Annotated in this window: 22 protein-coding genes; 7 read left to right on the top strand and 15 right to left on the bottom strand. The window is 73.3% G+C overall.

Features of this window, described 5'->3' with window-relative positions:
• Positions 1–60: 60 nt before the first annotated feature.
• Positions 61–939 carry a diacylglycerol kinase family protein gene (locus ACIBQ6_RS05655; RefSeq protein ID WP_352323514.1) on the top strand — a complete coding sequence of 293 codons (879 nt, stop codon included), beginning with the start codon at positions 61–63 and terminating at the stop codon, positions 937–939.
• Here ACIBQ6_RS05655 and ACIBQ6_RS05650 read toward each other — a convergent pair.
• Entirely contained in the window at positions 936–2,264 is a 1,329-nt protein-coding gene (locus ACIBQ6_RS05650; protein WP_358294857.1) for an MFS transporter, read from the bottom strand. The two genes, ACIBQ6_RS05655 and ACIBQ6_RS05650, sit on opposite strands and share 4 nt — an antisense overlap.
• Positions 2,265–2,399: 135 nt before the next feature.
• Between ACIBQ6_RS05650 and ACIBQ6_RS05645 the strand changes: the two genes are divergently transcribed.
• On the top strand, positions 2,400–3,899 hold the full coding sequence (locus ACIBQ6_RS05645; protein WP_397210396.1) for a cobyric acid synthase: 1,500 nt from the start codon (positions 2,400–2,402) through the stop codon (positions 3,897–3,899).
• Here ACIBQ6_RS05645 and ACIBQ6_RS05640 read toward each other — a convergent pair.
• Positions 3,869–4,918, bottom strand: a complete 1,050-nt coding sequence (locus ACIBQ6_RS05640; protein WP_397210395.1) for a 1-acyl-sn-glycerol-3-phosphate acyltransferase — start codon at positions 4,916–4,918, stop codon at positions 3,869–3,871. The two genes, ACIBQ6_RS05645 and ACIBQ6_RS05640, sit on opposite strands and share 31 nt — an antisense overlap.
• Before the next feature lie 40 nt (positions 4,919–4,958).
• On the bottom strand, positions 4,959–5,789 hold the full coding sequence (locus ACIBQ6_RS05635) for a patatin-like phospholipase family protein (RefSeq protein WP_397210394.1): 831 nt from the start codon (positions 5,787–5,789) through the stop codon (positions 4,959–4,961).
• A gap of 104 nt (positions 5,790–5,893) precedes the next feature.
• Between ACIBQ6_RS05635 and ACIBQ6_RS05630 the strand changes: the two genes are divergently transcribed.
• From ACIBQ6_RS05630 to ACIBQ6_RS05620, 3 genes are read left to right on the top strand one after another with little or no spacing between them, the layout of a single operon-like run.
• Complete coding sequence (locus tag ACIBQ6_RS05630) at positions 5,894–6,805, top strand: ABC transporter ATP-binding protein (protein ID WP_352360661.1); 912 nt, start codon at positions 5,894–5,896, stop codon at positions 6,803–6,805.
• Entirely contained in the window at positions 6,783–7,574 is a 792-nt protein-coding gene (locus tag ACIBQ6_RS05625) for an ABC transporter permease subunit (protein WP_364336390.1), read from the top strand. The genes ACIBQ6_RS05630 and ACIBQ6_RS05625 overlap by 23 nt, the downstream gene beginning before the upstream one ends.
• Entirely contained in the window at positions 7,574–8,587 is a 1,014-nt protein-coding gene (locus tag ACIBQ6_RS05620; protein WP_397210393.1) for a PucR family transcriptional regulator, read from the top strand. Before ACIBQ6_RS05625 ends, ACIBQ6_RS05620 begins: the two co-directional genes overlap by 1 nt.
• Here the strand turns inward: ACIBQ6_RS05620 and ACIBQ6_RS05615 are convergent.
• The 4 genes from ACIBQ6_RS05615 to ACIBQ6_RS05600 form a co-directional block, all read right to left on the bottom strand.
• Positions 8,578–9,198 carry a LysE family translocator gene (locus tag ACIBQ6_RS05615; RefSeq protein ID WP_397210392.1) on the bottom strand — a complete coding sequence of 207 codons (621 nt, stop codon included), beginning with the start codon at positions 9,196–9,198 and terminating at the stop codon, positions 8,578–8,580. The two genes, ACIBQ6_RS05620 and ACIBQ6_RS05615, sit on opposite strands and share 10 nt — an antisense overlap.
• Positions 9,199–9,215: 17 nt before the next feature.
• A complete protein-coding gene (locus ACIBQ6_RS05610) occupies positions 9,216–10,163 on the bottom strand; it encodes a quinone oxidoreductase family protein (protein WP_397210391.1) in 948 nt (315 codons plus the stop codon).
• Between the two features lie 137 nt (positions 10,164–10,300).
• On the bottom strand, positions 10,301–11,236 hold the full coding sequence (locus ACIBQ6_RS05605) for a virginiamycin B lyase (RefSeq protein WP_397210945.1): 936 nt from the start codon (positions 11,234–11,236) through the stop codon (positions 10,301–10,303).
• 2 nt (positions 11,237–11,238) lie between these two features.
• Complete coding sequence (locus ACIBQ6_RS05600; protein ID WP_397210943.1) at positions 11,239–12,867, bottom strand: ABC-F family ATP-binding cassette domain-containing protein; 1,629 nt, start codon at positions 12,865–12,867, stop codon at positions 11,239–11,241.
• A 122-nt stretch (positions 12,868–12,989) separates the two neighbouring features.
• Here ACIBQ6_RS05600 and ACIBQ6_RS05595 point away from each other — a divergent pair, with 122 nt between their 5' ends.
• Positions 12,990–13,526 (top strand): TetR/AcrR family transcriptional regulator, encoded by a 537-nt coding sequence (locus ACIBQ6_RS05595; protein ID WP_358294836.1) that lies wholly within the window; start codon positions 12,990–12,992, stop codon positions 13,524–13,526.
• A 74-nt stretch (positions 13,527–13,600) separates the two neighbouring features.
• Here the strand turns inward: ACIBQ6_RS05595 and ACIBQ6_RS05590 are convergent, their stop codons facing one another.
• Genes ACIBQ6_RS05590 through ACIBQ6_RS05555 form a run of 8 tightly spaced genes read right to left on the bottom strand, consistent with a single transcriptional unit; the run spans position 13,601 to position 21,065 of the window.
• Positions 13,601–13,750, bottom strand: a complete 150-nt coding sequence (locus ACIBQ6_RS05590) for a hypothetical protein (RefSeq protein WP_358294834.1) — start codon at positions 13,748–13,750, stop codon at positions 13,601–13,603.
• 45 nt (positions 13,751–13,795) lie between these two features.
• Positions 13,796–15,457 (bottom strand): serine/threonine-protein kinase, encoded by a 1,662-nt coding sequence (locus ACIBQ6_RS05585; RefSeq protein WP_397210390.1) that lies wholly within the window; start codon positions 15,455–15,457, stop codon positions 13,796–13,798.
• 24 nt (positions 15,458–15,481) lie between these two features.
• The gene (locus ACIBQ6_RS05580; RefSeq protein WP_397210389.1) at positions 15,482–16,432 is read right to left on the bottom strand and encodes a hypothetical protein; all 951 of its coding nucleotides are present in this window, start codon (positions 16,430–16,432) and stop codon (positions 15,482–15,484) included.
• 54 nt (positions 16,433–16,486) lie between these two features.
• Positions 16,487–17,188 (bottom strand): HAD family hydrolase, encoded by a 702-nt coding sequence (locus ACIBQ6_RS05575; RefSeq protein WP_397210388.1) that lies wholly within the window; start codon positions 17,186–17,188, stop codon positions 16,487–16,489.
• On the bottom strand, positions 17,181–18,251 hold the full coding sequence (locus tag ACIBQ6_RS05570) for an ABC transporter ATP-binding protein (protein WP_358294827.1): 1,071 nt from the start codon (positions 18,249–18,251) through the stop codon (positions 17,181–17,183). Before ACIBQ6_RS05570 ends, ACIBQ6_RS05575 begins: the two co-directional genes overlap by 8 nt.
• Positions 18,248–19,102 carry an ABC transporter permease subunit gene (locus ACIBQ6_RS05565; RefSeq protein ID WP_364336370.1) on the bottom strand — a complete coding sequence of 285 codons (855 nt, stop codon included), beginning with the start codon at positions 19,100–19,102 and terminating at the stop codon, positions 18,248–18,250. The genes ACIBQ6_RS05570 and ACIBQ6_RS05565 overlap by 4 nt, the downstream gene beginning before the upstream one ends.
• A complete protein-coding gene (locus ACIBQ6_RS05560) occupies positions 19,090–19,914 on the bottom strand; it encodes an ABC transporter permease subunit (RefSeq protein ID WP_358294824.1) in 825 nt (274 codons plus the stop codon). The genes ACIBQ6_RS05565 and ACIBQ6_RS05560 overlap by 13 nt, the downstream gene beginning before the upstream one ends.
• Complete coding sequence (locus ACIBQ6_RS05555) at positions 19,911–21,065, bottom strand: ABC transporter substrate-binding protein (protein ID WP_358294822.1); 1,155 nt, start codon at positions 21,063–21,065, stop codon at positions 19,911–19,913. Before ACIBQ6_RS05555 ends, ACIBQ6_RS05560 begins: the two co-directional genes overlap by 4 nt.
• Positions 21,066–21,177: 112 nt before the next feature.
• Here ACIBQ6_RS05555 and ACIBQ6_RS05550 point away from each other — a divergent pair, with 112 nt between their 5' ends.
• Entirely contained in the window at positions 21,178–21,924 is a 747-nt protein-coding gene (locus ACIBQ6_RS05550) for a GntR family transcriptional regulator (RefSeq protein ID WP_358294820.1), read from the top strand.
• Positions 21,925–21,941 lie beyond the last annotated feature (17 nt).

The following is a 21,941-nucleotide window of genomic DNA, read 5'->3' as shown; positions in this document are numbered from 1 at the left end:
CCACCGCTACCCGCACAAAAGCCATCAATAACCCGGTAAAGCCCGGGTAGTGCGGGAGGAGTGTCCCCCACTATCGCGGTTGTCGCACATCAGAAGAAGATCCTCGGCGCCGGCCTGGACCGGCTGCGCGTGCTGCTCACCGAGCGGGACGTCGGCGAGCTGATCTGGCACGAGGTGCCCAAGAGCAAGAAGGCGCCCAAGAAGGTGCGCAAGGCGCTCAAGGCGGGCGCGGAGCTGGTGTTCGTCTGGGGCGGTGACGGCATGGTGCAACGCTGCGCCGACGCCATGGCCGGCTCCGGCGTGCCGATGGCGATCCTGCCCGCCGGGACGGCCAACCTGTTCGCCGGCAACCTGGGCATCCCCACCGACCTGGAGGAGTCCGTACGGATCGGCTTCGAGGGCCGCCGTGCCGAGCTGGACCTCGGGGTGCTCAACGGCGAGCACTTCGCGGTCATGGCCGGGGCCGGGTTCGAGGCCGAGATGATCGCCGAGGCCGACGGCAAGGCCAAGCGGAAGTTCGGCAAGCTGAGCTACGTCAAGGCCGCCGTCCGGCACGTCGGCGGGCCCCTGGTGCCGATGACGGTCAAGGTCGACGGGTCCACCTGGTTCGAGGGGGAGGCGAGCTGCCTGCTGCTCGGCAACGTGGGCACGATCGCCGGCGGGGTCGAGGCGTTCGACGACGCCCGGCCCGACGACGGCTGGCTGGAGGTCGGGCTGTCCACGGCCAAGGGGCCGATCCAGTGGGCCCGGGTGATGGGCAAGATGGCCGCCGGACGGTCGGAGGACTCGCCGTTCGTGCGCATCACCCGGGCGCGCAAGGTGTCGGCCCGGTTCGGCTCGCCGATGACGTACGAGCTGGACGGCGGCGACCGCGAGGCCACCACCAAGATCAAGGCGAAGGTGGCCCCGGGCGCGCTGACCGTCTGCCTGCCGTCCTAGCCGGCGCGGGCGGCGTCCATGACCCGCGCGGCGTCGCGCTCGAAGGAGGCGCGGGCGCCGAGCGTCAGGAGGCCGCCCACGATCATGGGGACGACCAGCAGGTACATGCCGCCGATCAGCGAGCCGAACCGGTCGGAGGCGATGCCGACGACGAGCGAGCCGAACGCCCCGGCCGCCGTGATGAGCAGTTGCAGGACGGCGAAGCCGAGACCGCGCGCGGCGGCCGGGACGACGTCGGCCAGGCAGGCCGTCATGTTCGGGATCGCGATCGACATGAGCGAGCAGGCCAGCAGGACCAGCGCGGTCATCGGGCCGATCGAGTCCATGGCCAGCGCGCCGGCCAGGACGGCCGCGCCCGCCGTGATGCCGCCGCCGCCGGCCAGCAGCCTGCCGCCCTTGCGGGTACCGTGCCACCTGCGGCCCAGCCAGGAGCCGACCAGGGTGCCGGCCAGCGTCCCGGCGATGGTGATCAGGCCGCTCAGCGAGCCGGCGGCGCCGACGCCGACGCCGTACTCGCGGACCATGAGCGTGGGCAGCCAGTAGAAGATCCCGGCCAGGCCGAGGGTGAGCAGGCCCAGCCCGACGCAGACGAACAGCAGCGTCGGGATGCGGATGACCTGCCCGAACTGCTGCCAGAAAGGCGCCTTGGGCGACGCGGCGCCCTCAGGCGATCCTGTGGTTTCTGCGGGGGCTCCGGCGACCATCCGGTCCAGGTCGCCGCGGCCCGGCTCGCGCAGGAACCACACGAGCACCGCCGTGAGCACGCCGGGCACCACCATCACCAGGAACGCGGTGCGCCAGGAGAACACCTCGGCCAGCACGCCGCCCAGCAGCGTGCCGATGCCGCCGAGGTAGGTCGTGACGCGGGTCAGCCCGTACGCCTTGGCCCGGCTGACCGGCGGGTAGTAGTCGGCGAGCAGGCTGCCGGCCGCCGGGTTGTCGATGTTCTCGGCCGCCGCGAGCAGCACCCGCATCAGGTAGAACATCACGAAGCCGGTGGCCAGGCCCGAGCCGAGCGTGGCGACGGCCCACAGCAGCACGACCACCGCGATGATCCGCGTCCGGCTGAACCGGTCGGCCAGGAAGCCCGCGGGCAGGGAGACGATCGCGGCGGCCAGCGCCGCGGCGGTCGGGATCGAGCCCGCGGCGGTGTCGCTGAAGCCCCACTCCTTCTGGACGAGCGGCAGCACCCCCGACAGCAGGTTGTACTCCATGCGGTCCACGAGCCCGACGACGAAGAGCACGACCAGCGGCGCCCAGCCGAACGGCGCCCTGGTCCGCGCGTCGATGACGCCGGCACGCGGCGAACCCAACGTCCTGACCATGCCCACCCTTCCCGTAGGAAAATCTAGAATTCTGTTCTAGGCGAACGTTCTAGCCAGAGTGGCAGAAGTCACACGATTCGTAAATGGGCGTTTTCTGGGAAATTTCGCAGTTTGGGGCTCATGTACGGTGATCGCATGAATCCTGGGCAGGTCACGGGCGCGATGCTGGTCGCCGGCACCACCTCCGACGCGGGCAAGAGCGTGGTCACCGCCGGGATCTGCCGCTGGCTGGCCCGCCAGGGCGTGCGCGTGGCGCCCTTCAAGGCCCAGAACATGTCGCTCAACTCCTACGTCACCGCCGGCGGCGCCGAGATCGGCCGCGCCCAGGCCATGCAGGCCCAGGCCGCCGGGCTGGAACCGGTCGCCGACATGAACCCCGTCCTGCTCAAGCCGGGCAGCGACCGCCGCAGCCAGGTCGTGCTCCTGGGCGAGCCCGTCGCGGACGTGGACGCCATGGAGTACGGCGCGCTCAAGGACCTCCTGCGGACCACCGCCCTGGCCTCCCTGGACCGGCTGCGCGCCCAGTACGACGTGGTGATCTGCGAGGGCGCCGGCAGCCCCGCGGAGATCAACCTGCGCCGCGGCGACATCGCGAACATGGGCCTGGCCAGGGCCGCCGGGCTGCCCGTCGTCGTGGTCGGCGACATCGACAGGGGCGGCGTGTTCGCCGCCTTCCACGGCACGGTCGCGCTCCTGGACGCGGCCGACCAGGCCCTCGTCTCAGGGTTCGTGGTGAACAAGTTCCGGGGCGCCCGCGAGCTGCTCGAACCCGGCCTCGACATGATCAGGAAGCTCACCGGCCGGTCGGTGTACGGCGTGCTGCCCTGGCTCGACGGCCTCTGGCTGGACGTCGAGGACTCCCTCGCGCTGGACAACCGCCGGGTCGCGACCGGCCGGCCGCTGGGCAGGCAGACGTTGCGCGTGGCGGTCGTCCGGCTGCCCCGGATCTCCAACTTCACCGACCTGGACGCCCTGGCCGCCGAGCCCGGCGTGGTGGTGCGCTTCGTGACCGACCCGGTCGAGCTGGACGACGCCGATCTGGTGGTGCTGCCGGGCTCGCGGGCCACGGTCGAGGACCTGGCCTGGCTGCGGCGCACCGGCCTGGCCGACGCCCTGCTCGCGCGGCGCGGGCCCGTCCTCGGGATCTGCGGCGGGTTCCAGATGCTCGGCCGGGAGATCGTGGACGAGGTCGAGTCGCGGGCGGGCCGGGTGGACGGGCTCGGGCTGCTGCCGGTGCGCGTCGAGTTCGCACCGGACAAGCGGCTCGCCCGGCCGGTCGGGCAGGCCTACGGGCAGCCGGTCAGCGCGTACGAGATCCACCACGGGCGGGCGACGGTCGAGGGCGGCGAACCCTTCCTGGACGGCTGCCGTGCCGGCGACGTTTGGGGCACCACCTGGCACGGCGCCCTGGAGAACGACGCCTTCCGCCGGGCCTTCCTGGCCGACGTGGCCGAACGGGCCGGGCGCGCCTTCGTCCCCGCCCCGGACACCGACTTCGGCCGCCTGCGCGAGGCCCGCCTGGACGCCCTGGGCGACCTGGTCGAGCAGCACCTGGACACCGACGCCCTGCTCGGCCTGCTGCGCGACGGCCCGGCCCCCGTGCCCTACCTGCCGCCGGGCGCCCCCTTGGCCTGATCCCGCCGGGAACGCTCGCCCTGGGCGGTGATCCAGGCGTCGATCTCCTCCCAGTGGGAGTACAGCCAGCGGACCTGGCTCTCCCGGTCGTCCCTGGGCACCTCGGCCGCCGGCACCCGCCACCACCTGGCCGTGATCCGCGCCGCGTACGGCAGCCTGCGCCACACGTCGCCGATGGTGACGAGGTCGTCCAGGCCGGTGTGCGCGACGAAGACCACGTCGGCCTCCGGGCAGGCGGTGATCGCGGCGATGGCCCCGTTCGGGCGGGGCGGCAGCAGGTGGGTCATGCCGCGCGCCCGCTCCGCCTCCTCGGCCAGCCCCTTGTCCTCCAGCCGGCGGATCGCCAGCCGCCGCCGGCGCGGGGTGAAGTTGCCGCCCTCGGGGAAGATCACCAGCGCGTCGCGGTCGTCCATGGTCGCCGACAGCCGCCGGATCTCCTCGATCACCCGCTCGCGTCCGGACCGCCGCGGCACGAAGGCGTTCGGCAGGCGGTTGACCACGACATCGAGCGACGGGTCGTACTGGAGGGCGGCCTTCATGACGATGCGCGGGTGCCGCCCGTACACCGCCAGCAGGTGATAGATCAGCAAGAAGGAGTCGCCCGGCCCGGCGTGCCGGGAGAGCACCACGACCGGGCGGCTCAGCCGGGCGGCGCGCTCCTGCGGGGTGGGCGCGGGCTCCTCGACGTCCACGGTCAGCCGGAAGATCCGCACCGCCGCCGCGTACACCTTGGCCAGGAACCAGCGGATCAGCGCGTAGTGCCGCTCCTGGCGCCGGGCCCGCCCGAACGCCCCCGACAGCCACAACCCGAGGCACGCGATGAGCACCGCCGACTCCAGCGTCAGCCAGGCCGCGCCGAACCAGACGAACCGCAACCCCCTGCGCTGCGGCGGCGGCAGCCGCAAGGACGCCCCGAACGTGACCAGCAGCCACAACGGCAACGTCACCAGCACCACCACGGTGACCACGATGACGAGCGGAGCCAGCACGATCCGGCGGACGATACGCGGTGGGATCAACGGCGCCTCCCTGAGGTCTGCCTGCCCTGAGGCCCTGCCTTCATCCTCCTCTTGTCCGCAGATAGTGCGAAGAAGCCTGGTGCGCCCGCTCGATGTAGGTGGAGATCTGGGACAGGTCGCGGTAGCGCAGGGTCGACAGCGGCGCGGCGACCCCGGCGGGCAGCACGTGCACCTCCACCCCCGGCGGCAACGTGGCCATCTCCTCGGCGAACCGGTAGCGCCGCGCGATCTCGAACGCCACCATCCCCACCTCCCAGAACCGCCGGGGCGCGGTCAGCGGGCGCTCGATCCGGCCGACGTGCAGCACGTAGACCCGCCTGGCCCCGAGCTGCACGGCCCGCCCGACGGGGATGCTGTGCACCAGCCCGCCGTCGAAGAAGTGCTCCCCGCCGATCTTCACGGGCGGCAGCAGCCCCGGCACCGCGCACGACGCCAGCACCGCCTCCACCAGCGGCCCGCTGGCGAACCAGTGGGCCGCGGCCCGCTCCACCGAGGCCGCCACGCACTGGAACGGCACCGCCAGCTCCTCGATCAGCTCCGTGCGCACCGTCCCGGCCAGCACCTCCCGCAGGGGACCGTTGGGATGCAGGTGGGTGCCGGTCCTGGCCAGCGTGGACAGCCGCGTCACCCACGACCCGGCGAACGCCGTGCGCACGACGTCGGACCGCCACAACGAGGTCAGCCGGTCGACCGCCCGCGCGGGGTCGGCGGCGATGAGCGCGCCGTTGAGCGCCCCCACCGACGTGCCGACGACCACGTCGGGCCGGATGCCGAAGTCGTCGAGCGCCTGGAGCATGCCCACCTCGTGAGCCCCCAGCACGCCACCGCCACCGAGCACGAACGCCGTCTCCACGTTCCTCACCCTGCCCATCTCACGCTGCCCATTCTCGTTGCCGTGTCCCGGAAGAAAACCGGCCATGACGCTGCCGACTTCGGCCAGTGACCCCACCACCGCCCCGGCGGGACGATTCCGGCATGACAGCAGTGGTACAGGCCGAAGGGCTGACCAAGTACTACGGCGGGCGGCGCGGCCTCGAAGACCTCACGCTGGAGATCCGGCCCGGCGAGATCTTCGGCTACCTCGGGCCCAACGGCGCCGGCAAGACCACCACGATCAGGTTGCTGCTCGACGTGATCAGGCCCACCCGCGGCACGGTCCGCGTGTTCGGCCACGACCCGCGCGCCGCCGCCACCCGCGCCCGCATCGGCTACCTGCCCGGCGAGCTGGCCCTCGAAGGCCGCGACCGGGCCCGCGACTACCTGGGCTTCCTCGGCCGCGTCCGCGGCGGGGTGCCGGGCAGCCGCATCGAGGAGCTGGCCGAACGGTTCGACGCCGACCTGTCGGTGCCGATGCGCAAGCTCTCCAAGGGCAACAGGCAGAAGGTCGGGCTGATCCAGGCGTTCATGCACGAGCCGGAGTTCCTCATCCTCGACGAGCCGACCAGCGGGCTCGACCCGCTCGTCCAGCAGGAGTTCCTGGCCATGGTCCGGGAGGTGCGGGCGGCCGGCCGGACCGTGCTCATGTCCTCGCACGTGCTGGCCGAGGTGGAGAGCGTCTCCGACCGGGTCGGCATCGTCCGCGCGGGCCGCCTGGTGACCGTGGAGAACGTGGCCGCGCTGCGCGAGAAGGCCGTGCGCCGGATGGAGCTGCACTTCGACGCCCCGGTGCCGGCGTCGGCGTTCGAGGGCCTGCCGGGGGTGCGCGACCTGCGGGTGGAGGGCGCCAGCGTCCGGTGCACGATCGACGGCCGTCCGGACGCCCTGGTCAAGGCCGCCGCCCGGTTCACCGTCGTCCACCTGGTCAGCGCCGAGCCCGACCTGGAGGAGATCTTCCTGACCTACTACAGCGAGGAGGACCGGCACCATGATCGCCAAGAGTCTGCGTGACCACCGCCGGGCCCTGATCTGGTGGACCGTCGGCATCAGCGCGTTCATGGCCCTCTACATCAGCATCTTCCGCAGCGTCAGCCAGGACCCGAGAACGTTCAACCAGCAGGCCCTGGCCAAGTACCCCGGCCCGCTCAGGGACCTCATGGGCGGCATGCCCGACCTGGCGCTCGGCGTCAACTTCCTGCAGACGGTCGTCTACCAGCTCTTCGTCCCGATGTTGTTCGTCGTCCTCGCCACCATGCTGGCCAACCGGGCGATCGCCCAGCCGGAGGAGGCCGGGACGCTGGAGCTCGTCGTCACGCTGCCGGTGGACCGCAAGCGGCTGGTGCTCCAGCGGTTCTGCGCGCTGGCGCTGGCGCTGCTGGCGGTGTTCGCCGTGACGCTGGCCGTGGCGTGGGCGGCCGGTGACGCGGCCGAGCTCGGGGTGCCGTTCGACCGCGTCCTGGCCGCGCACGTCGGGGTGCTGCTGCTCGCGCTGTTCTTCGGCACCGTGGCCCTGACCGTGGGCGCGGTGACCGGCCGCAGGATGATCGCCTCGTCCGTCGTCGGCGTGTGGGTGGCGGCCGGGTACATCGTCGTCACGCTCGGCCGCGGCGTGGCGGCCATCGCCTGGCTGAAGTGGCTCTCGCCGTTCCACTACTACGCCGAGGGCCGGCCGCTCTATGAGGGCCTGCCGGTCGGGGACTACCTTGTGCTGGCGGGAGCGACGGCAGTGCTCGCGCTCACCGCGATCCTGTCCTTCGACAGGCGTGACGTAGGAGTGTGATGGTGCTCTCCAGGATGCCCGCCGACCTGCTCGGCGGGCATCGCCAGGTGCTGGCCGGGGCGGCCGCCGGGCGTCCGCCCTCGCGGGCGGCGCTCGACGCCTGCCGCGCCGACGGCACGCGCGCCGCCGAGCAGGGCGTCCCGCTGCGGACGCTGGTCGACGGCGCGCTCGCCGCCGCCGAGGGGCTGCCGGACGTGCTGCCCGCGCTGCGCAGGGCCGTCTCGGCGCTCATGGAGGGGTACGAGCTGGCCCAGCTCGCCGCCCTCAGAGGCGAGGAGACGGCCCGCAGGGAGTTCGTGGACGACCTGCTCCAGGGACGGGCCGAGCGGCTGGCCGAGCGGGCCGAGCACTTCGGCCTCCGGCTGGCCGAGTCGTACGTGGTGGCCGCCGCCCGCGGGCTGCGCGACGGCGACCAGGACCGCATCGAGCGCGACCTGATCGCCCGGTTCGGCTCGCACAACGTGCTGGTGGCGGTGCGCGAAGGGCTGCTGGTGTGCGTCGTGCCCGCCACGCTGCCCGCCGCCGTGGGGGAGTTCACCCATCACGTACGCGCCCGCTTCCCGGCCGGATGGCGGGTCGGCGTCGGACGGCCGCACCGCGGGCCGGGCGGCGTCGTGACCTCCTTCAGGGAGGCGGCCGGGGCGCTGGAGCTGGCCGACGCGCTGCGGCTCACGCTCGACGTGGTCAAGGCCGCCGACCTGCTGGTCTTCCCCGTGCTGCTGCGCGACCGCGGCGCGATCGAGGACCTGGTGATCAGCGTGCTGAGCCCGCTGCTGCACGCCAGGGGCGGGCACGAGCCGCTGGTCGAGACGCTGGAGGCGGTCTTCGCCGCGCACGGCAACCAGGCGGCGGCCGCCCGCAGGCTGCGGATCAGCCCGCGGGCGGTGACGTACCGGCTGGAACGCATCCGCCGGCTGACCGGCTTCTCGCCCGACGACCCCACCCAGCGCTTCACCCTGGAGACCGCGGTCCTGGGCGCGCGGCTGCTGGACTGGCCGTGGGATCAGTCGTGAAGGGCGAGCCGGAGCCCGAACCCGACGATGACCACGCCGGTCACCCGGTCGAGGATCCGCCGTACGCGGGCCGACCGCAGGACGTCGCTCATCAGCGAGGCGAACCCGATCAGCACCGCGCTCCAGGCCAGCCCCTCGGCCACGTGCACCCCGGCCAGCAGCAGCCCCATCGCCGCGTGCGGCGCGCCGGCCGGGATGAAGTGCGGCAACATCGCCACGTAGAACGCCCCCACCTTGGGGTTGAGCAGGTTCGTGAGCAGGCCGCGCCGCAACCCCTTGCCGAAGCCGAACGCGCGCTGCCCGTCCTCCTCCTCGCCCGCCCGCGCCCTGGCGAGGAGCATGCGCACCCCCATCCACACCAGGTACGCCGCCCCCGCCCAGCGCAGGACGTCGTAGGCGAACCGCGAGGCCGCCAGCAGCGCCGACAGCCCCGCCGCGGTGAGCACGCCCCAGACCAGCGTGCCGAGCTGGATGCCCAGCACCACCCCCCAGGCCGCCCGCCTGCCGGTGAGCAGCGACGTGCGCAGGGTGAGAGCCGTGTCGAGCCCCGGCGTGATCGTCAGGAGCGCGACGACGGCAGCGAACGACCAGACTGCCGCATTGATGTCCACAAGGGGCGAGCGTAGCGCTAGGGAATCAACAGCAACTTTCCGGTCGTACGCCGGGCGGCCAGGTCCTCGTGGGCCCGTCGCGCCTCGGCCAGCGGGTAGCGCTCGGACACGTTGATCCTGAGCTGCCCCGAGGCGATCCAGCCGAACAGGTCGGCGGCCCGCCAGAGCAGCTCCTCGCGCTCGGCGACGTAATGGACGAGTGTGGGCCTGGTCAGGAAGAGCGAGCCGGCGCGGTTGAGCACCTGCGGATCGAACGGCGGGACCGGGCCGCTGGCCGCGCCGTAGAGGGCCATGAGCCCGCGCGGGCGCAGCGCCTCCAGGCCGCCGTCGAACGTCGTCCTGCCGACGCCGTCGTAGACGACGTGGATCCGGCCGCGCAACGCGTCGGCGAACTCGTCGTAGCCCAGTACCTCGTCGGCCCCGGCCGCGCGGGCCAGCTTCTCCTTCTCCGGCGTGGAGACCGTGCTGTAGACCTTGGCGCCGCGCAGCTTGGCGACCTGGATCAGCAGCTGGCCCATGCCGCCGGCGCCGGCGTGCACCAGCACCTGGTCGCCCTCCTTGACGTCGTACGTCGAGTGGGTGAGGTAGTGGGCCGTCATGCCCTGGAGCATCGCCGCCGCGGCCAGCTCGGCGGACACGCCGTCGGGCACCGGCACCAGCCGGTCGGCCGGCACCACCGCCTTCTCCGCGTAGCTGCCCAGCACGCCGGCCCAGGCCACGGTGTCGCCGACGGCCGGCCCGTCGACCCCCGGCCCGACGGCCGAGACCACGCCGGCCCCCTCGGACCCGATCGGGGTCGGCACCGGGAGCGGGTAGGCGCCGGAACGGTGGTAGATGTCGATGAAGTTGACCCCGCTGGCCGCGACGTCGACCACGACCTCCCCGTCACCCGGCGCCGGATCGGGACGCTCGACGTATTCGAGAACCTCTGGACCGCCCTGGGCGGAGACGATGATGGCATGCATCCCCCCAGTCAACTCCGCCCCGGCCCCCCACCGCCACCCCGGCCCCAGCGCGCCGCCAAGGGGATCCGGAGGATTGTCAGCACCCGCCACGGTCGTCTGGGCCACGCCCCCCGCGGCTCACCGGTTGGTCGCAACCGTCACTGGTCGGGGGCGGGCGAGGTGGGCAGGATGCGGGCCAGGGCGCCGGCTTCCAGGGCCACCCAGATCGCTCCGTCGGCACCGACCGTCAGCCCGTGCGGCTCACTGCTGCCGGCGGCGCCCGGCTCGCCCTGCCCGGCGCCCGGCTCGCCCTGCCCGGCGGTCGCGGACGGCGGCACCGGCACCGTGGGCAGCGGGTGCTCCTCGATCGAGCCGTCGACCGTGATGCGGCCGAGACGCCCGGCGGCCCACTCGGTGAACCAGAGCGCGCCGTCGGGACCGGCCACGATGGCGTGCGGACGGCAGGCCCGATCGGGCAGCGGGAACTCGGTGATCTTCCCGGCCGGATCGATCCGGCCGACCTGCCCCGCGCCGATCTCCACGAACCACACGGCCCCGTCGGGCCCGAGCGTGATGCCCACGGGGGCGGCGCCCTCGGTGGGCAGCGCATGCACGGTGACCTCCCCGGACAGCGAGATCCGGCCGACGGCGTGGCCCTGGTTGATCGAGAACCAGAGCGCGTCATCGCCGCCCACCGTGATGAAGGCGGGCATACCGCCCTCCACCGGCACGTCGAAGTCGGAGCGCTCGCCGTCGGCGCCGATGCGCCCGATGCGCCCGCTGCCCATCTGGGTGAACCACATCGCCCCGTCGGGCCCGGCGACGATCCCGTACGGCGATTCGGCCGGGTACGCGGTGACCTGGCCGTCGCCGGTGATGCGGCAGACCCGGCCGCCCTTGCCCTCGGTGAACCACATCGCGCCGTCGTGGCCGGGCACGATCACGCCGGGCTGCCCGTCGGCCGGGTCGAGCTGATGGATCACCGGCTCGTGCCCCGGCACCAGCCTGCCGACACGGCCCTGGTGGACGAGCGTGAACCAGAGCGCGCCGTCGGCGGCGGTGGCCACGCCGTAGGGCGAGCCCGCGGAAATCATGGTCAACATATGTGTCCCCCTGTCAGTCGGATCTCGGTGCCCGTGAAACGGCGCCTCAGCGCCCGGTCGTGCGTGACCATGACCACCGCCCCCGGGTAGGCGGCGAGCGCGTGGTCGAGCTCGTCGGCCAGGACGGGCGACAGATGGTTGGTCGGTTCGTCGAGCAGCAGCAGGTCGTGCTCCCTGATGAGCAGCCTGGCCAGCGACAGCCGGCGCCGCTGGCCGACCGAGAGCTCGCCCACCCGCCGGTCGAGCGCGTGCGCAGGGAAGAGGCCGGTGTCCAGCAGGGCCGCGCGCCGCTCGTCGGCGTAGCCGTCGTGCCCGAACGCGGCGAGCACGGCCAGGCCGGGATCGAGGTCGTCGTCCTGGGGGAGGTGGCCGGCCCGGCACCCGGCGCGCTCGGCCAGGACCCGCAGCAACGTGGACTTGCCCGCCCCGTTGGGCCCGCTCACCAGCACCCGCTCGCCCGGCCGGACGATCAGCGACCCGACGTGGAGCCGGTCGCCGACGTGCACGTCACGCAACTCCACCAGGGGCGCGGCCGCGGCCGGAGCGTCGCCCGCCGGACCGTCGCCCGCCGGACCATTGCTCACCGGAGCGTCGCCCGCCGGAGCGGGAGCGCGGAAGGCGGCCCGGAAGCGGAGCGGGGCCGGCGGGCGGGGGACCGGGTCGTCCTCCAGGCGGCGCAGCCGCTCGTGGGCGTTGCGCACGCGGGTGGCCACCGAGCTCTGGACGCGGCCCGCGTTGCGGTCGTAGGCCATCTTGTTGTTGTCCCTCATGGCCCGCCCGGCCGCCACGCGGTGGGCGGTGGTGGCGGCGTGCTCGCGCACCTGCCGGACCTCCTCGCACCAGGCCGCGTACGCCTGCTCCCACCGCGCCCGCGCCGCCGCCTTGGCGGCCAGGTAGCCGCTGTAGCCGCCGCCGAACCGGGTGACGGCCCCCTCCTCGACCTCCAGGACGGCGGTGGCCACCCGGTCGAGGAAGACCCGGTCGTGGGAGACCACGACCACGGGCCCCCGGTGACCACGCAGCCGCTCTTCGAGCCAGGTCAGCGCCGGCTCGTCGAGGTGGTTGGTCGGCTCGTCGAGCAGCAGCGTGACGGGGTCGGCGGCCAGCACGCAGGCCAGGCCCAGGCGGGCGCGCTCGCCGCCCGACAGGCTCGACAGCACCCGGTCACGGGCGACGTGCGCCAGGCCGAGGCCGTGGAGGGCCTTGTCGATGCGCGCGTCGGCCGTGTAGCCGCCGCGGGCCTCGTAGGCGGTCAGCAGCTCGCCGTATTCGCCCATGACGTCGTGGGTGAGCGCCGACTCCAGCTCGCGCAGCCTTCGCTCCATGGCCCGCAGACCGGCGAGCGCGTGGTCGACCGCCTGCTGGACGGTGTGACCGGGCGGCAGGCCGAGCGTCTGGCCGAGATGGCCGACATCGCCGGTGACGCCGGTGACGCCGGTGATGGTGATCTCGCCGTCGTCGGGCTGTTCGACGCCGGCGAGCAGCCGGAGCAGGGTGGACTTGCCTGAGCCGTTCTCGCCGACGACGGCCAGGCGCTCGCCGGGCCCCACGGACAGGGACACGTCGGTGAGCACGACGCGGTCGCCGTACGACTTGCTGAGCCTTCGGACGTTGATCAGGATGGAACTCCAATCGCAACTGTTGTAGCTTTAGTTTGGCACAGGTGGAGCCGCAAACGCAACTGGAGTAGGTTTTGGAACCGAGCAGACGTCCTGGAGGGCGCAGCGCGCGAGTTCGCGACGCCGTGCGCCAGGCGACCCTGGCCGAGCTGGCGGCCCATGGCTTCCGCGGCCTGACGGTCGAGAACGTGGCCGAGCGGTCGGGCGTGCACAAGACCACCGTCTACCGGCGGTGGGGCAACGTGGAGGGCCTCATCTCCGACGCCCTGGAGCTGGCCAAGGACGAGCCGTGGCCGATCCCCGACACCGGCTGCGTCGAGGGCGACCTGCGGGCGGTCGTCCAGCTCGTCCGCGGCGGGTTCGCCGACCCGGAGCTGGGGCCGGTGTCGTCGGCGTTCGTGGCGGCGGCCGTCCAGAGCCCGGAGGCGGCGCGGGCCCTGCACGAGTTCTTCGCCGCCCGGCACGACCAGTCGGCCGAGGTGGTGCGGCGCGCGATCGCCCGTGGCGAGCTGCCCGACGTCGTCGACGTCCGGGAGGTGATCAGGGTGGCCGTCGCCCCGGTCTACTACCGGCTGTTCGTCGCGCACGAGCCGGTGAGCGAGCGGGACGCCGACCGCGCCGCCGACGCCGCCCTGGCCGCCGCCCGCGCCGGGATCCTCTGAGAACCCCGATCAGAGCGGCGACCGCAAGAAGCGACCGACGCAACCGGCACCGCGAAGAGGCGGCCGCGGGCTGGTCAGTGGCGGCGGGGGCGGAGCCGGTCGAGGAAGCGCCGGGCCTTCTCCTGGTTCTGCGGGTCTCGGGCCATGCGCTTGGCCTTCTCGACGGTCTGCCTGCCTTCAGGGCTGCGCAGGTACGCGCGCACCCGGTCCATGAGCTTCGCCATCCACACCCCCTACCCCGATGGCCGCCGGGAACGCGGCCCGCCGCTCTAAGGCTCCTTCTGCCCCCGCAGCTCGAAGTCGTCGAACGTCATCTTCAGCGACGACTCGCTGTCCTTGGGCGTACGCGCGAACAGGCCGACGTACCCGTTGCCGAGCCCGTTGGGGTCGTCGGCCTGCTGCACCCGTTTGTCGTTCACCCACATCGTCAGCCGCACCCCGGTGCCGCGCTGCTCGCACGAGGCCACGATGCGTATCCGGCCCTCCGGCTTGGCCACCTTGGCGGGCTGGGTCAGCGTGCAGCCCGCGCCGTCGTACACGCGGCGGATCCGCGCGTTCCCCTCGGTGTCGAGGCCGAACTCGTAGTAGGTGTCGTCGTCGTCGGAGTTGTGGCAGTAGATGCCGTACTCGCCGCTGCCGGCGTACTCCCGGATCTCGGCGGTGACGCCGACGACCACCGACGACGGCAACATCGGCGTGGGCGTGGCGGAGGGGTCGGGGGTGTTCGTGGGCGTGGCGACGAGGAAGGGGATGGGGGCCTTCGCCCACTGCTCCTCGCGGCCGTCTCCCACGTCGAGCCCGTACGTGCCGTCCGTGCGGTAGCCCTTGCTGCCCGTGGTGTCGGGGTCGTAGGTGCCGAGCCAGCCGCCGGAGGTCTGCGTGAAGTCCTCGCGGTACAGGACGCCCAGGTCGTCGGGCGGCCCGCTCGGAGTGAGCACCGCCCAGGCCGTCGCCGCGGCGGCCACCAGCACCGCCGCGGCGGCCGCGCCGATCCCGAGCAGCCTGCCGCGCCGCTTCGCCGCCGTGTCGGCCGCCGTGTTGGCAGCCGTGTCGGCAGCAGTGGGCGCGGCCTCGGTGAACGGGGTGGTGGCGTGCTGCCAGGCCACCTGCACGGTGTGCGCCGCCTGCTCGGGCGCCGCCGAGCGGCCCACGAGGTGGTCGAGGAGCTGCTGCGCGGTGGGCCGCGCGGCCGGGTCCTTGCGCAGCGCGGCCGCGACCAGCTCGCGCAGGCCGGGATCGACGTCGTCGAGGCGGGGCTCGGTGTTGAGCACCTGGTAGACGATGGAGGGCAGCGTGTCGCCGCCGAACGGCGCCCGCCCGCTCGCCGCGTACGCGATCAGGCAGCCCCACGAGAACACGTCGCAGGCGGGCGAGACCGGCTCGCCGCGCAGCACCTCGGGGGCCATGTACCGGGGCGTCCCGACCAGCTCGCCGGTGCCGGTGACGCCGCCCAGCGTGTCCAGCGCCCGCGCGATGCCGAAGTCGATCACGCGCGGCCCGACGGGGGACAGCAGCACGTTCGACGGCTTGAGGTCACGGTGGACCACCCCGGCGCCGTGGATGGCGGTCAGGGCGGTGGCCACGCTGACGGCCAGCGCGTCGAGGCTGGAGCCGCGCAGCGGCCCCGACTGGCGTACGGCCTCCTCCAGATTGGGGCCCGGCACGTACTCGGTGACCACGTAGAGCAGGTCGCCGTCGAGCGCGGCCTCGATCACCGCGGCGGTGCAGAACCTGCGGACGCGGCGAGCGGCGTCGGCCTCCCGGCGGAAGCGCATCCGGAACTGCTCGTGCTGACTGAGCTCGGGATTGATCACCTTGATGGCGACCCGCTGCCCAGTGGGATCCTCGGCGAGGTGGACCGTGCCCATGCCGCCCCGCCCGAGCACGCTCAGCAGCCGGTAGCGCCCGATCTGGGATATATCACCGCTCACGGCGGCCCAGCTTACCGATCGCGGCTATCCGCCGCAGGACGCGCACGCGATGCGCGTACGCCGCGCGTACGACCAGGCCGCCACGGCCATTCCGGCGCCCCACACCACGTACCCGGGCACGGCCACCCAGAAGAACGCCTCGGGCAGATCGCCCCCGGAGAACGGCACGCCCCCGCTGAGCCGTTCGGCGACCATCTGCCCCAGCGCCACCCCGAAGTAGGCCAGCAGCCCGCCGGACACCCCCACCCCCGGCCACAACACCAGCCGGCGCGGCACCGGACGCCCGGCCAGCCACGGCACCCATCCCGGCCACACCCGCCCGAACCGGTGGACGAGCGCCAGCGGCAGCAGCGTCCCGGCGAGCAGGAACTCGATCTCGAACGCCACCGCCCCGGCACGGTACGGCACGGCGTCGAACCCGACGGCCGCCTGCGCCGCGATCCGCGCCAGGCAGCCGGCCACGGAGACGTAGGCCGCGGCGAAGGCCCACCCCGGCGTGCGCGCGAGCACCCGGGACGAACGCCGCCCGCACGCCCCGCAGGCCCCCGCGGCCCGCCGCCGGTAGGCCGCGGCGGACCGCCAGAGCAGCACCCCCGAGCCCACGCAGGCCGCCTTGCTGAGCGCCCCCGCCCACGAGAACGGCATGCCGAGCCCCGGGACGACCACCGACACCACGTCGAGCAGCAGCAGCGCCCCCGACACGATGAGCGCGCCGCCCACCGCCCACGCCAGCGCCGGCGGCGCCCATCCCAGCGGGCCGTCCGGGCGCGCGGCCATCAGGACGACCAGCGCCGCCGCGGCCGCCGCGCACAGGCCCACCGCGGCCCAGCCGGTGAACACGATCAGGTCGGACCCGATCGGCGACATCCGCTCCGGCATGTGGCCGAGCTCCCAGTAGACGCGCAGGCCGCCGTAGAGGACGACCAGCGCCAGCGCGACGGCGGGCGTCCTGACAATTCTCACGTCGGGGCTCATGCACGAGATACTGCCGACGCCCGCGGGCCCGTCCCTCCCCTGCGGGAGGCGGGTTCATCCCCCGTGCGGGGGAGCGCCGCGCAGCCCGGCCCGCACCTGGGCCAGCCCGCGCGCGGGGTCCGCCACCAGCACGCGGCAACCCGCGGCGGTGGCCGCGGCCACGCCCGCCGGGCTGTCCTCGACCGCCACGCAGCGCGCCGGGGCCACCCGCAGCCTGCGGGCCGCCTCCAGGTACGGGTCCGGGTGCGGTTTGCCCCGGGCGGTGTCCTCGTCGGCGATCACCAGGTCGAACGCGTGCCCGAGCCGGGGCAGCACCAGCTCCACGATGCTGCGGGGGGAGGCGGTCACCAGTGCGGTCGGGACGTCCGCCGCGGCCAGCTCGGCCAGCAGCTCCGGCGCCCCCGGCACGACCGTCAGCCCGGTCCTGACGCGCTCGGCGAACGCCTCGGTGAGCGCGCCCGCGACCCCCTCCACGCTCACCCCGCCGACCCCGGCCACCAGGTACGCGGCCGTGTCGCCCACCGTGCGGCCCGTCACGTGCGGCGCGTCGGCGGCCGTCAGCGCCCGGCCCAGCGACCGGGCCACCGACGCCGCGGCCTGCCACCAGAGCCCTTCGGTGTCCACCAGCGTGCCGTCCATGTCGAACAGGACCGCGTCCGGCATGCCGTCCGAAGAGGACGGGACCGCGTCCGGCATGTCGTCCGAAGAGGACGGGACCGCGTCGGACACGATCGCGTCGGCCGGCCTGTCAGGCATCGGCCGACAACACCGGCGCGGGCGCCGTCACCGTACGGGCGGCCACCAGCACCGGACGCTCCACCAGCCGGACCGTGACGCGCGCCCCCGCCCCCAGCCGGGCCGCCTCGTGCCCCGGCACGTCGGCCAGCACCTCGCCGCCCTCCAGCGACAGCCGCAGCCGCACCGAGGCCCCGCGGAAGGACGCGGCCAGCACCTCGGCGCCGCCGTCCGGGTCGGGCGTGACCCGGACGGCCTCGGGCCGGATCAGCACGTCCACGTCGGGCTCGGCGGGCGCCGGGCCGTCCACGGGAAGGAGCTGGCCGAGCACGGTGACGCCGTCCCCGGACAGCCGCCCGGCCAGGTGGTTCATGGCCCCGACGAACTCGGCGACGAACGGCGTGGCCGGCCGGTCGTAGACCTCGGCGGGCGGCCCGCACTGCTCCAGCCGTCCCTCGCGCAGCACCGCGACCCGGTCGGCGATCGACAGGGCCTCCTCCTGGTCGTGGGTGACGAAGACGGTGGTGATGCCGAGGTCGAGCTGCAACCGGCGGATCTCCTCGCGCAGCGTCACCCGCACCTTGGCGTCGAGCGCCGACAGCGGCTCGTCGAGCAGCAGCACGCGCGGTTCGAGCGCGAGCGCGCGGGCCAGGGCGACGCGCTGCTGCTGGCCGCCGGAGAGCTGGTGCGGGAAACGGTCGGCGTGCGCGGGGAGGCCGACGAGTTCGAGCAGCTCGGCGGCCCTGGCGTGCCGGACGGCCGCGGGCGCCTTGCGCACGCGCAGGCCGAAGGCCACGTTGTCGCGGGCGTTGAGGTTGGGGAAGAGCGAGTAGGACTGGAAGACCATCCCGGCGTCGCGCTTGTTGGCGGGCACGTTCGTGATGTCCTTGCCGTCCAGCAGCACCGCGCCGGAGTCGGGCCGCTCGAACCCGGCCACGCAGCGCAGCGCCGTCGTCTTGCCGCAGCCCGACGGCCCCAGCAGGGCGACGAACTCGCCGGGGGCGATGGTCAGGTCGAACCCGTCGAGCGCCACCGTCCTGCCGAACACCCGGCGCAGCCCGCGGAACTCCACCGCAGCGGTCATGATTTCTTCCTTCCACTGAAGACGGTGGAGACGGCGAGCAGCAACGCCCAGATGAGCAGCAGGCTGAGGATGGAGACCGCGACGGACAGCTGCCCCTTGGAGCCGGAGACGGTCACGATCCAGACCGCGAACGGCTCGTAGCCGAGCAGGCTGGCCACCGTGTACTCGCCCAGCACCAGCGCGAGCGTCAGGAACGACGCGCTGGCCAGGGCCGAGCGCAGGTTCGGCACCACGACCCGCAGCAGCACGTGCGGCCAGGACGCGCCCAGGTTCCGGGCGGCCTCGACCAGCGTGCGCACGTCCATGGTGCGCAGCCCGGCGTCCAGCGAGCGGTAGACGAACGGCAGCACCAGCACGACGTAGGCGAGCACGAGCACGACGGGGAACCCCGGGTCCTGGATCGCGATCAGCGTGCCCCAGAACGGCGTCGGCGCCAGGATGTCGGCCCCGTCACGCAACGACGTCGTCAGCCCGGCCACGAACGTGATCGGCGGCACCACCAGCGGCAGCGTGCACAGCACCTCCATCACCGGCCGCAGCCGCGGCGCGAACAGCCGTACGGCCAGCATCGCCGGCAGCGCCAGCAGCAGGACCAGCACGATCGTCGCGGCGGCCAGCGACAGCGACAGCAGCAGCGAGCGCGCGAAGCCCTCGGCCGTCAGCAGCTCGCCGTAGGCGGAGAACGACACCCCGGTGGCCGGGTTGTGCACCGTGTACCAGAGCGAGGCGCCGAGCGGGATCAGGAAGTAGGCCGCGGCCAGGGCGAACACCAGGCCGCGCCACCAGCGGGGCCGGGCGGGCGGTTTCGCCGCCGCCGCGGCGACGGGCTCCAGCCCGGTCAGCGCAGCCATCGGGAGCTCCTCCTCTGCAGCGGCAGGTAGATCGCCATCACCAGCCCGGCCACCACGATCATGTCCAGGCTGAGCGCCAGCGCGATGTTCTCGTAGCCGACCAGCACGTCACCGGTCAGCGCGCTGGCGATCTTCAGGGTGACCAGCGGCACGACGGTGCCCACCATGGCGTTGGCGGTCGCGTACGCCGAGAACGCCGACCCGAACAGCAGCACCACCCCGCCCAGCATCGCGGGCGCGAGCACCGGCAGCGCGACGAAGCGCCAGTAGTGCCAGGCGGTCGCGCCGCTGTTGGCGGCGGCCTCGCGCCACTGGGGCTTCAGCCCGTCCAGCGCGGGCGCCATGACCAGCACCATCAGCGGGATCGCGAAGTACAGGTAGACGATCACCAGCCCCCAGAACGTGTACAACGACCCTGAGGGCAGCCCCACCAGGCCGCTGATCACGCCCGAGTTGCCCAGCGTGGCGATCCAGAAGAACGCCAGCGGCACCCCGCCGAAGTTGGCCAGCACGCCCGAGGCGGTCAGCACGGCCTCGCGCAGCAGCGTGAAGCGCGAGGTCACCACGGCGTAGGCGAGGAACGTGCCGAGGACGGCCCCGGCCAGCGCCACCACGGCCGACAGCTTGACGCTCCCGGCCATGGCGACGAGGTAGCCGCCCTGCAGGCTCTGCGCGAGGTTGGCCAGGCTCGGCCGTCCCTGGACGGTGAAGGCCCCCGCGACCAGCGCGACCGCCGGGACCCCGAAGACGAGGGCGAAGAAGGCCAGCAGGGGCAGGGCGCCGGCCCAGCCCCTGGAACGCGGGCGGGTCATCCCGAGATCGCGGCGTCCCAGCCGCTGGCCAGCTTGGCCTTGGCCGCGTCGACCTGCTCGGGCGTGGGGAACTCGGGCGTGCCCTCGACCTGGGGCAGCTTCGCGGCCAGCGCCTTGTCCACCGTGCCGTCGGAGGTCATGGACGGCAGCAGCACCGGACGGGCGAAGCCCTTGAGGTAGAGGTTCTGGCCCTCGGCGCTGTAGAGGTACTCCTGCCACAGCCTGGCCGCCGCCGGGTGCGGGGCGTCCTTGTTGACGGCCTGGGCGTACATCTGGAAGTACTTGCCGTCGGTCGGCACGTTCACCTTCCAGTCGAGGCCCTTGGCGGCCATCTGGGGGGCGTAGGCGGCGTTGTTGTAGTCCCAGTCGATGCTGATCTGGGTCTCGCCCTTCTCGATGGTCGCCGGGGTCGTCTCGACCGGGTTGTAGTTGCCGGCGTCCTTGAGCTTCTTGAAGAAGTCGATGCCGGGCTGGATGTCGTCGAAGGAGCCGCCGCTGGCGATCGCGGCGGCGTACACGCCGGCGAAGGCCGAGCCGGACTTGGTCGGGTTGCCGTTCATCGCGACCTTGCCCTTGTACTCGGGCTTGAGCAGGTCGGCGTAGCTGGTCGGGCAGTTGGCGATCTTCTTGGCGTCGCAGCCGATTGAGACGTAGCCGCCGTAGTCGTTGGTCCAGAGCCCGGTCGGCTCCTTCTGACCCTCGGGGATCTTGTCGAACGACTGCACCTTGTACGGCGCGAACAGCCCTTCCTTGGCGCCGCTGATCGCGAACGACTGGCCGAGGTCGAGCACGTCGGGGGCGCGGTCCTGGCCCTTGCGGGTCTTGACGGCGTTGATCTCGTCCGCGCTGGCCGCGTCGGGCGTCTCGCTCTCGATCTTGATGCCGTACTTGGCCTCGAACGACTTGATGATCTCGCCGTAGTTGGCCCAGTCGGGCGGGAGCGCGATGACGTGGAGGTTGCCCTCCTTCTTGGCGGCCTCGACGAGCTTGTCGAAGCCGCCGAAGTCGGCGGCTGAGGCGGCGGTCGCCGCGTTCGCCCCGCCTTCGGCCGTCTTGGTGGTCTGCTGGCTGCTCGGGGCGGCGCCACACGCCGCGGTGACAACGGTAAGGGCCGCGATGACGCCGGCCGCACGGGCGCGAGGTGTGAACACGTCGCCTCCACTCTCCGGGGGGTGTGGAAAGAACCTAAGGGAACTTGTACAAACAAGCGAGCACCAGTAAGTCGCATAAACATTGCTCTTTCGTGAATGGAGAAGGTCGCGAATGGTTGCGCGCTATGAACGGATAGCCGCTGAGCTGCGTGATGACATCCTGGCGGGCGCGTACCCGGTCGGCTCCCAGCTCCCGAGCGAGGCCGAGCTGGCCACCCGGCACCGGGCGGCGCGCGGGACCGTGCGGCAGGCGGTGGCCGTGCTGGTCGCCGAGGGGCTGGTGGGGTCGAGGCAGGGCGCCAGGCGCATCGTGCTCGGCAACGCGCGCAGCCAGAGCTTCGCCGAGCTGCACAGCTTCGCCCAGTGGGCCAGGGCCAACGGCTACCGCATCGGCGGCCAGGTGATCTCCCAGCGCCGCCGGGCCGCCACCGCGCCCGAGTCCGCCAGGTTCGGCGGGGGCGAGGTGCTGGAGGTGCTGCGCCTGCGCTCGCTGGAGGGCGAGCCCGTCCTGGTCGAGCGGACCGTCTACGCCGAGTGGGTGGCCCCCGCCGTCGAGGCGCTGCCCGCCGACTGCGCGTCCGTCACTGAGGCCCTGTACGAGTCCGTCGGCCTGATCTTCGCCTACGGCGAGCACCTCATCGACGCCGTGCCCGCCGGCGCCGGGGACGCCCGGCTGCTGGGCGTGCGGCGCGGCAGCCCGCTCCTGCGCCAGCGCCGCGTCACCACCACGCACGAGGGCCGCCCGGTGGAGTCCTCCGACGACCGCTACCGGGCGGGCAGCGTCACCTTCAGCATCCGCAACTCGATCGGCGCCAACCCCCTGACGCGGCGGGCGGGCGACTTGCGCTTCGGGCCGTAAGAACATATGTTCGATAC

It is taken from the genome of Nonomuraea sp. NPDC049655 (assembly GCF_044465465.1).
Classification (GTDB): Bacteria; Actinomycetota; Actinomycetes; order Streptosporangiales; family Streptosporangiaceae; genus Nonomuraea.
The sequence above is the reverse complement of the archived record's forward strand: the minus strand, read 5'-3'. Positions and strand labels throughout refer to the sequence as shown.

Bases quoted from the DNA above. Each gene is read 5' to 3' on its own strand.
- ACIBQ6_RS05575 (WP_397210388.1), bottom strand. From the start codon at position 17,188: ATGCCTGACAGGCCGGCCGACGCGATCGTGTCCGACGCGGTCCCGTCC.
- ACIBQ6_RS05590 (WP_358294834.1), bottom strand. From the start codon at position 13,750: ATGGCGAAGCTCATGGACCGGGTGCGCGCGTACCTGCGCAGCCCTGAA.
- ACIBQ6_RS05645 (WP_397210396.1), top strand. From the start codon at position 2,400: ATGAATCCTGGGCAGGTCACGGGCGCGATGCTGGTCGCCGGCACCACC.
- ACIBQ6_RS05550 (WP_358294820.1), top strand. From the start codon at position 21,178: ATGGTTGCGCGCTATGAACGGATAGCCGCTGAGCTGCGTGATGACATC.
- ACIBQ6_RS05605 (WP_397210945.1), bottom strand. From the start codon at position 11,236: ATGATTTCCGCGGGCTCGCCCTACGGCGTGGCCACCGCCGCCGACGGC.
- ACIBQ6_RS05610 (WP_397210391.1), bottom strand. From the start codon at position 10,163: ATGCATGCCATCATCGTCTCCGCCCAGGGCGGTCCAGAGGTTCTCGAA.
- ACIBQ6_RS05565 (WP_364336370.1), bottom strand. From the start codon at position 19,102: ATGGCTGCGCTGACCGGGCTGGAGCCCGTCGCCGCGGCGGCGGCGAAA.
- ACIBQ6_RS05635 (WP_397210394.1), bottom strand. From the start codon at position 5,789: ATGGGCAGGGTGAGGAACGTGGAGACGGCGTTCGTGCTCGGTGGCGGT.
- ACIBQ6_RS05580 (WP_397210389.1), bottom strand. From the start codon at position 16,432: ATGAGCCCCGACGTGAGAATTGTCAGGACGCCCGCCGTCGCGCTGGCG.
- ACIBQ6_RS05650 (WP_358294857.1), bottom strand. From the start codon at position 2,264: ATGGTCAGGACGTTGGGTTCGCCGCGTGCCGGCGTCATCGACGCGCGG.
- ACIBQ6_RS05560 (WP_358294824.1), bottom strand. From the start codon at position 19,914: ATGACCCGCCCGCGTTCCAGGGGCTGGGCCGGCGCCCTGCCCCTGCTG.
- ACIBQ6_RS05570 (WP_358294827.1), bottom strand. From the start codon at position 18,251: ATGACCGCTGCGGTGGAGTTCCGCGGGCTGCGCCGGGTGTTCGGCAGG.
- ACIBQ6_RS05620 (WP_397210393.1), top strand. From the start codon at position 7,574: ATGGTGCTCTCCAGGATGCCCGCCGACCTGCTCGGCGGGCATCGCCAG.
- ACIBQ6_RS05630 (WP_352360661.1), top strand. From the start codon at position 5,894: ATGACAGCAGTGGTACAGGCCGAAGGGCTGACCAAGTACTACGGCGGG.
- ACIBQ6_RS05625 (WP_364336390.1), top strand. From the start codon at position 6,783: ATGATCGCCAAGAGTCTGCGTGACCACCGCCGGGCCCTGATCTGGTGG.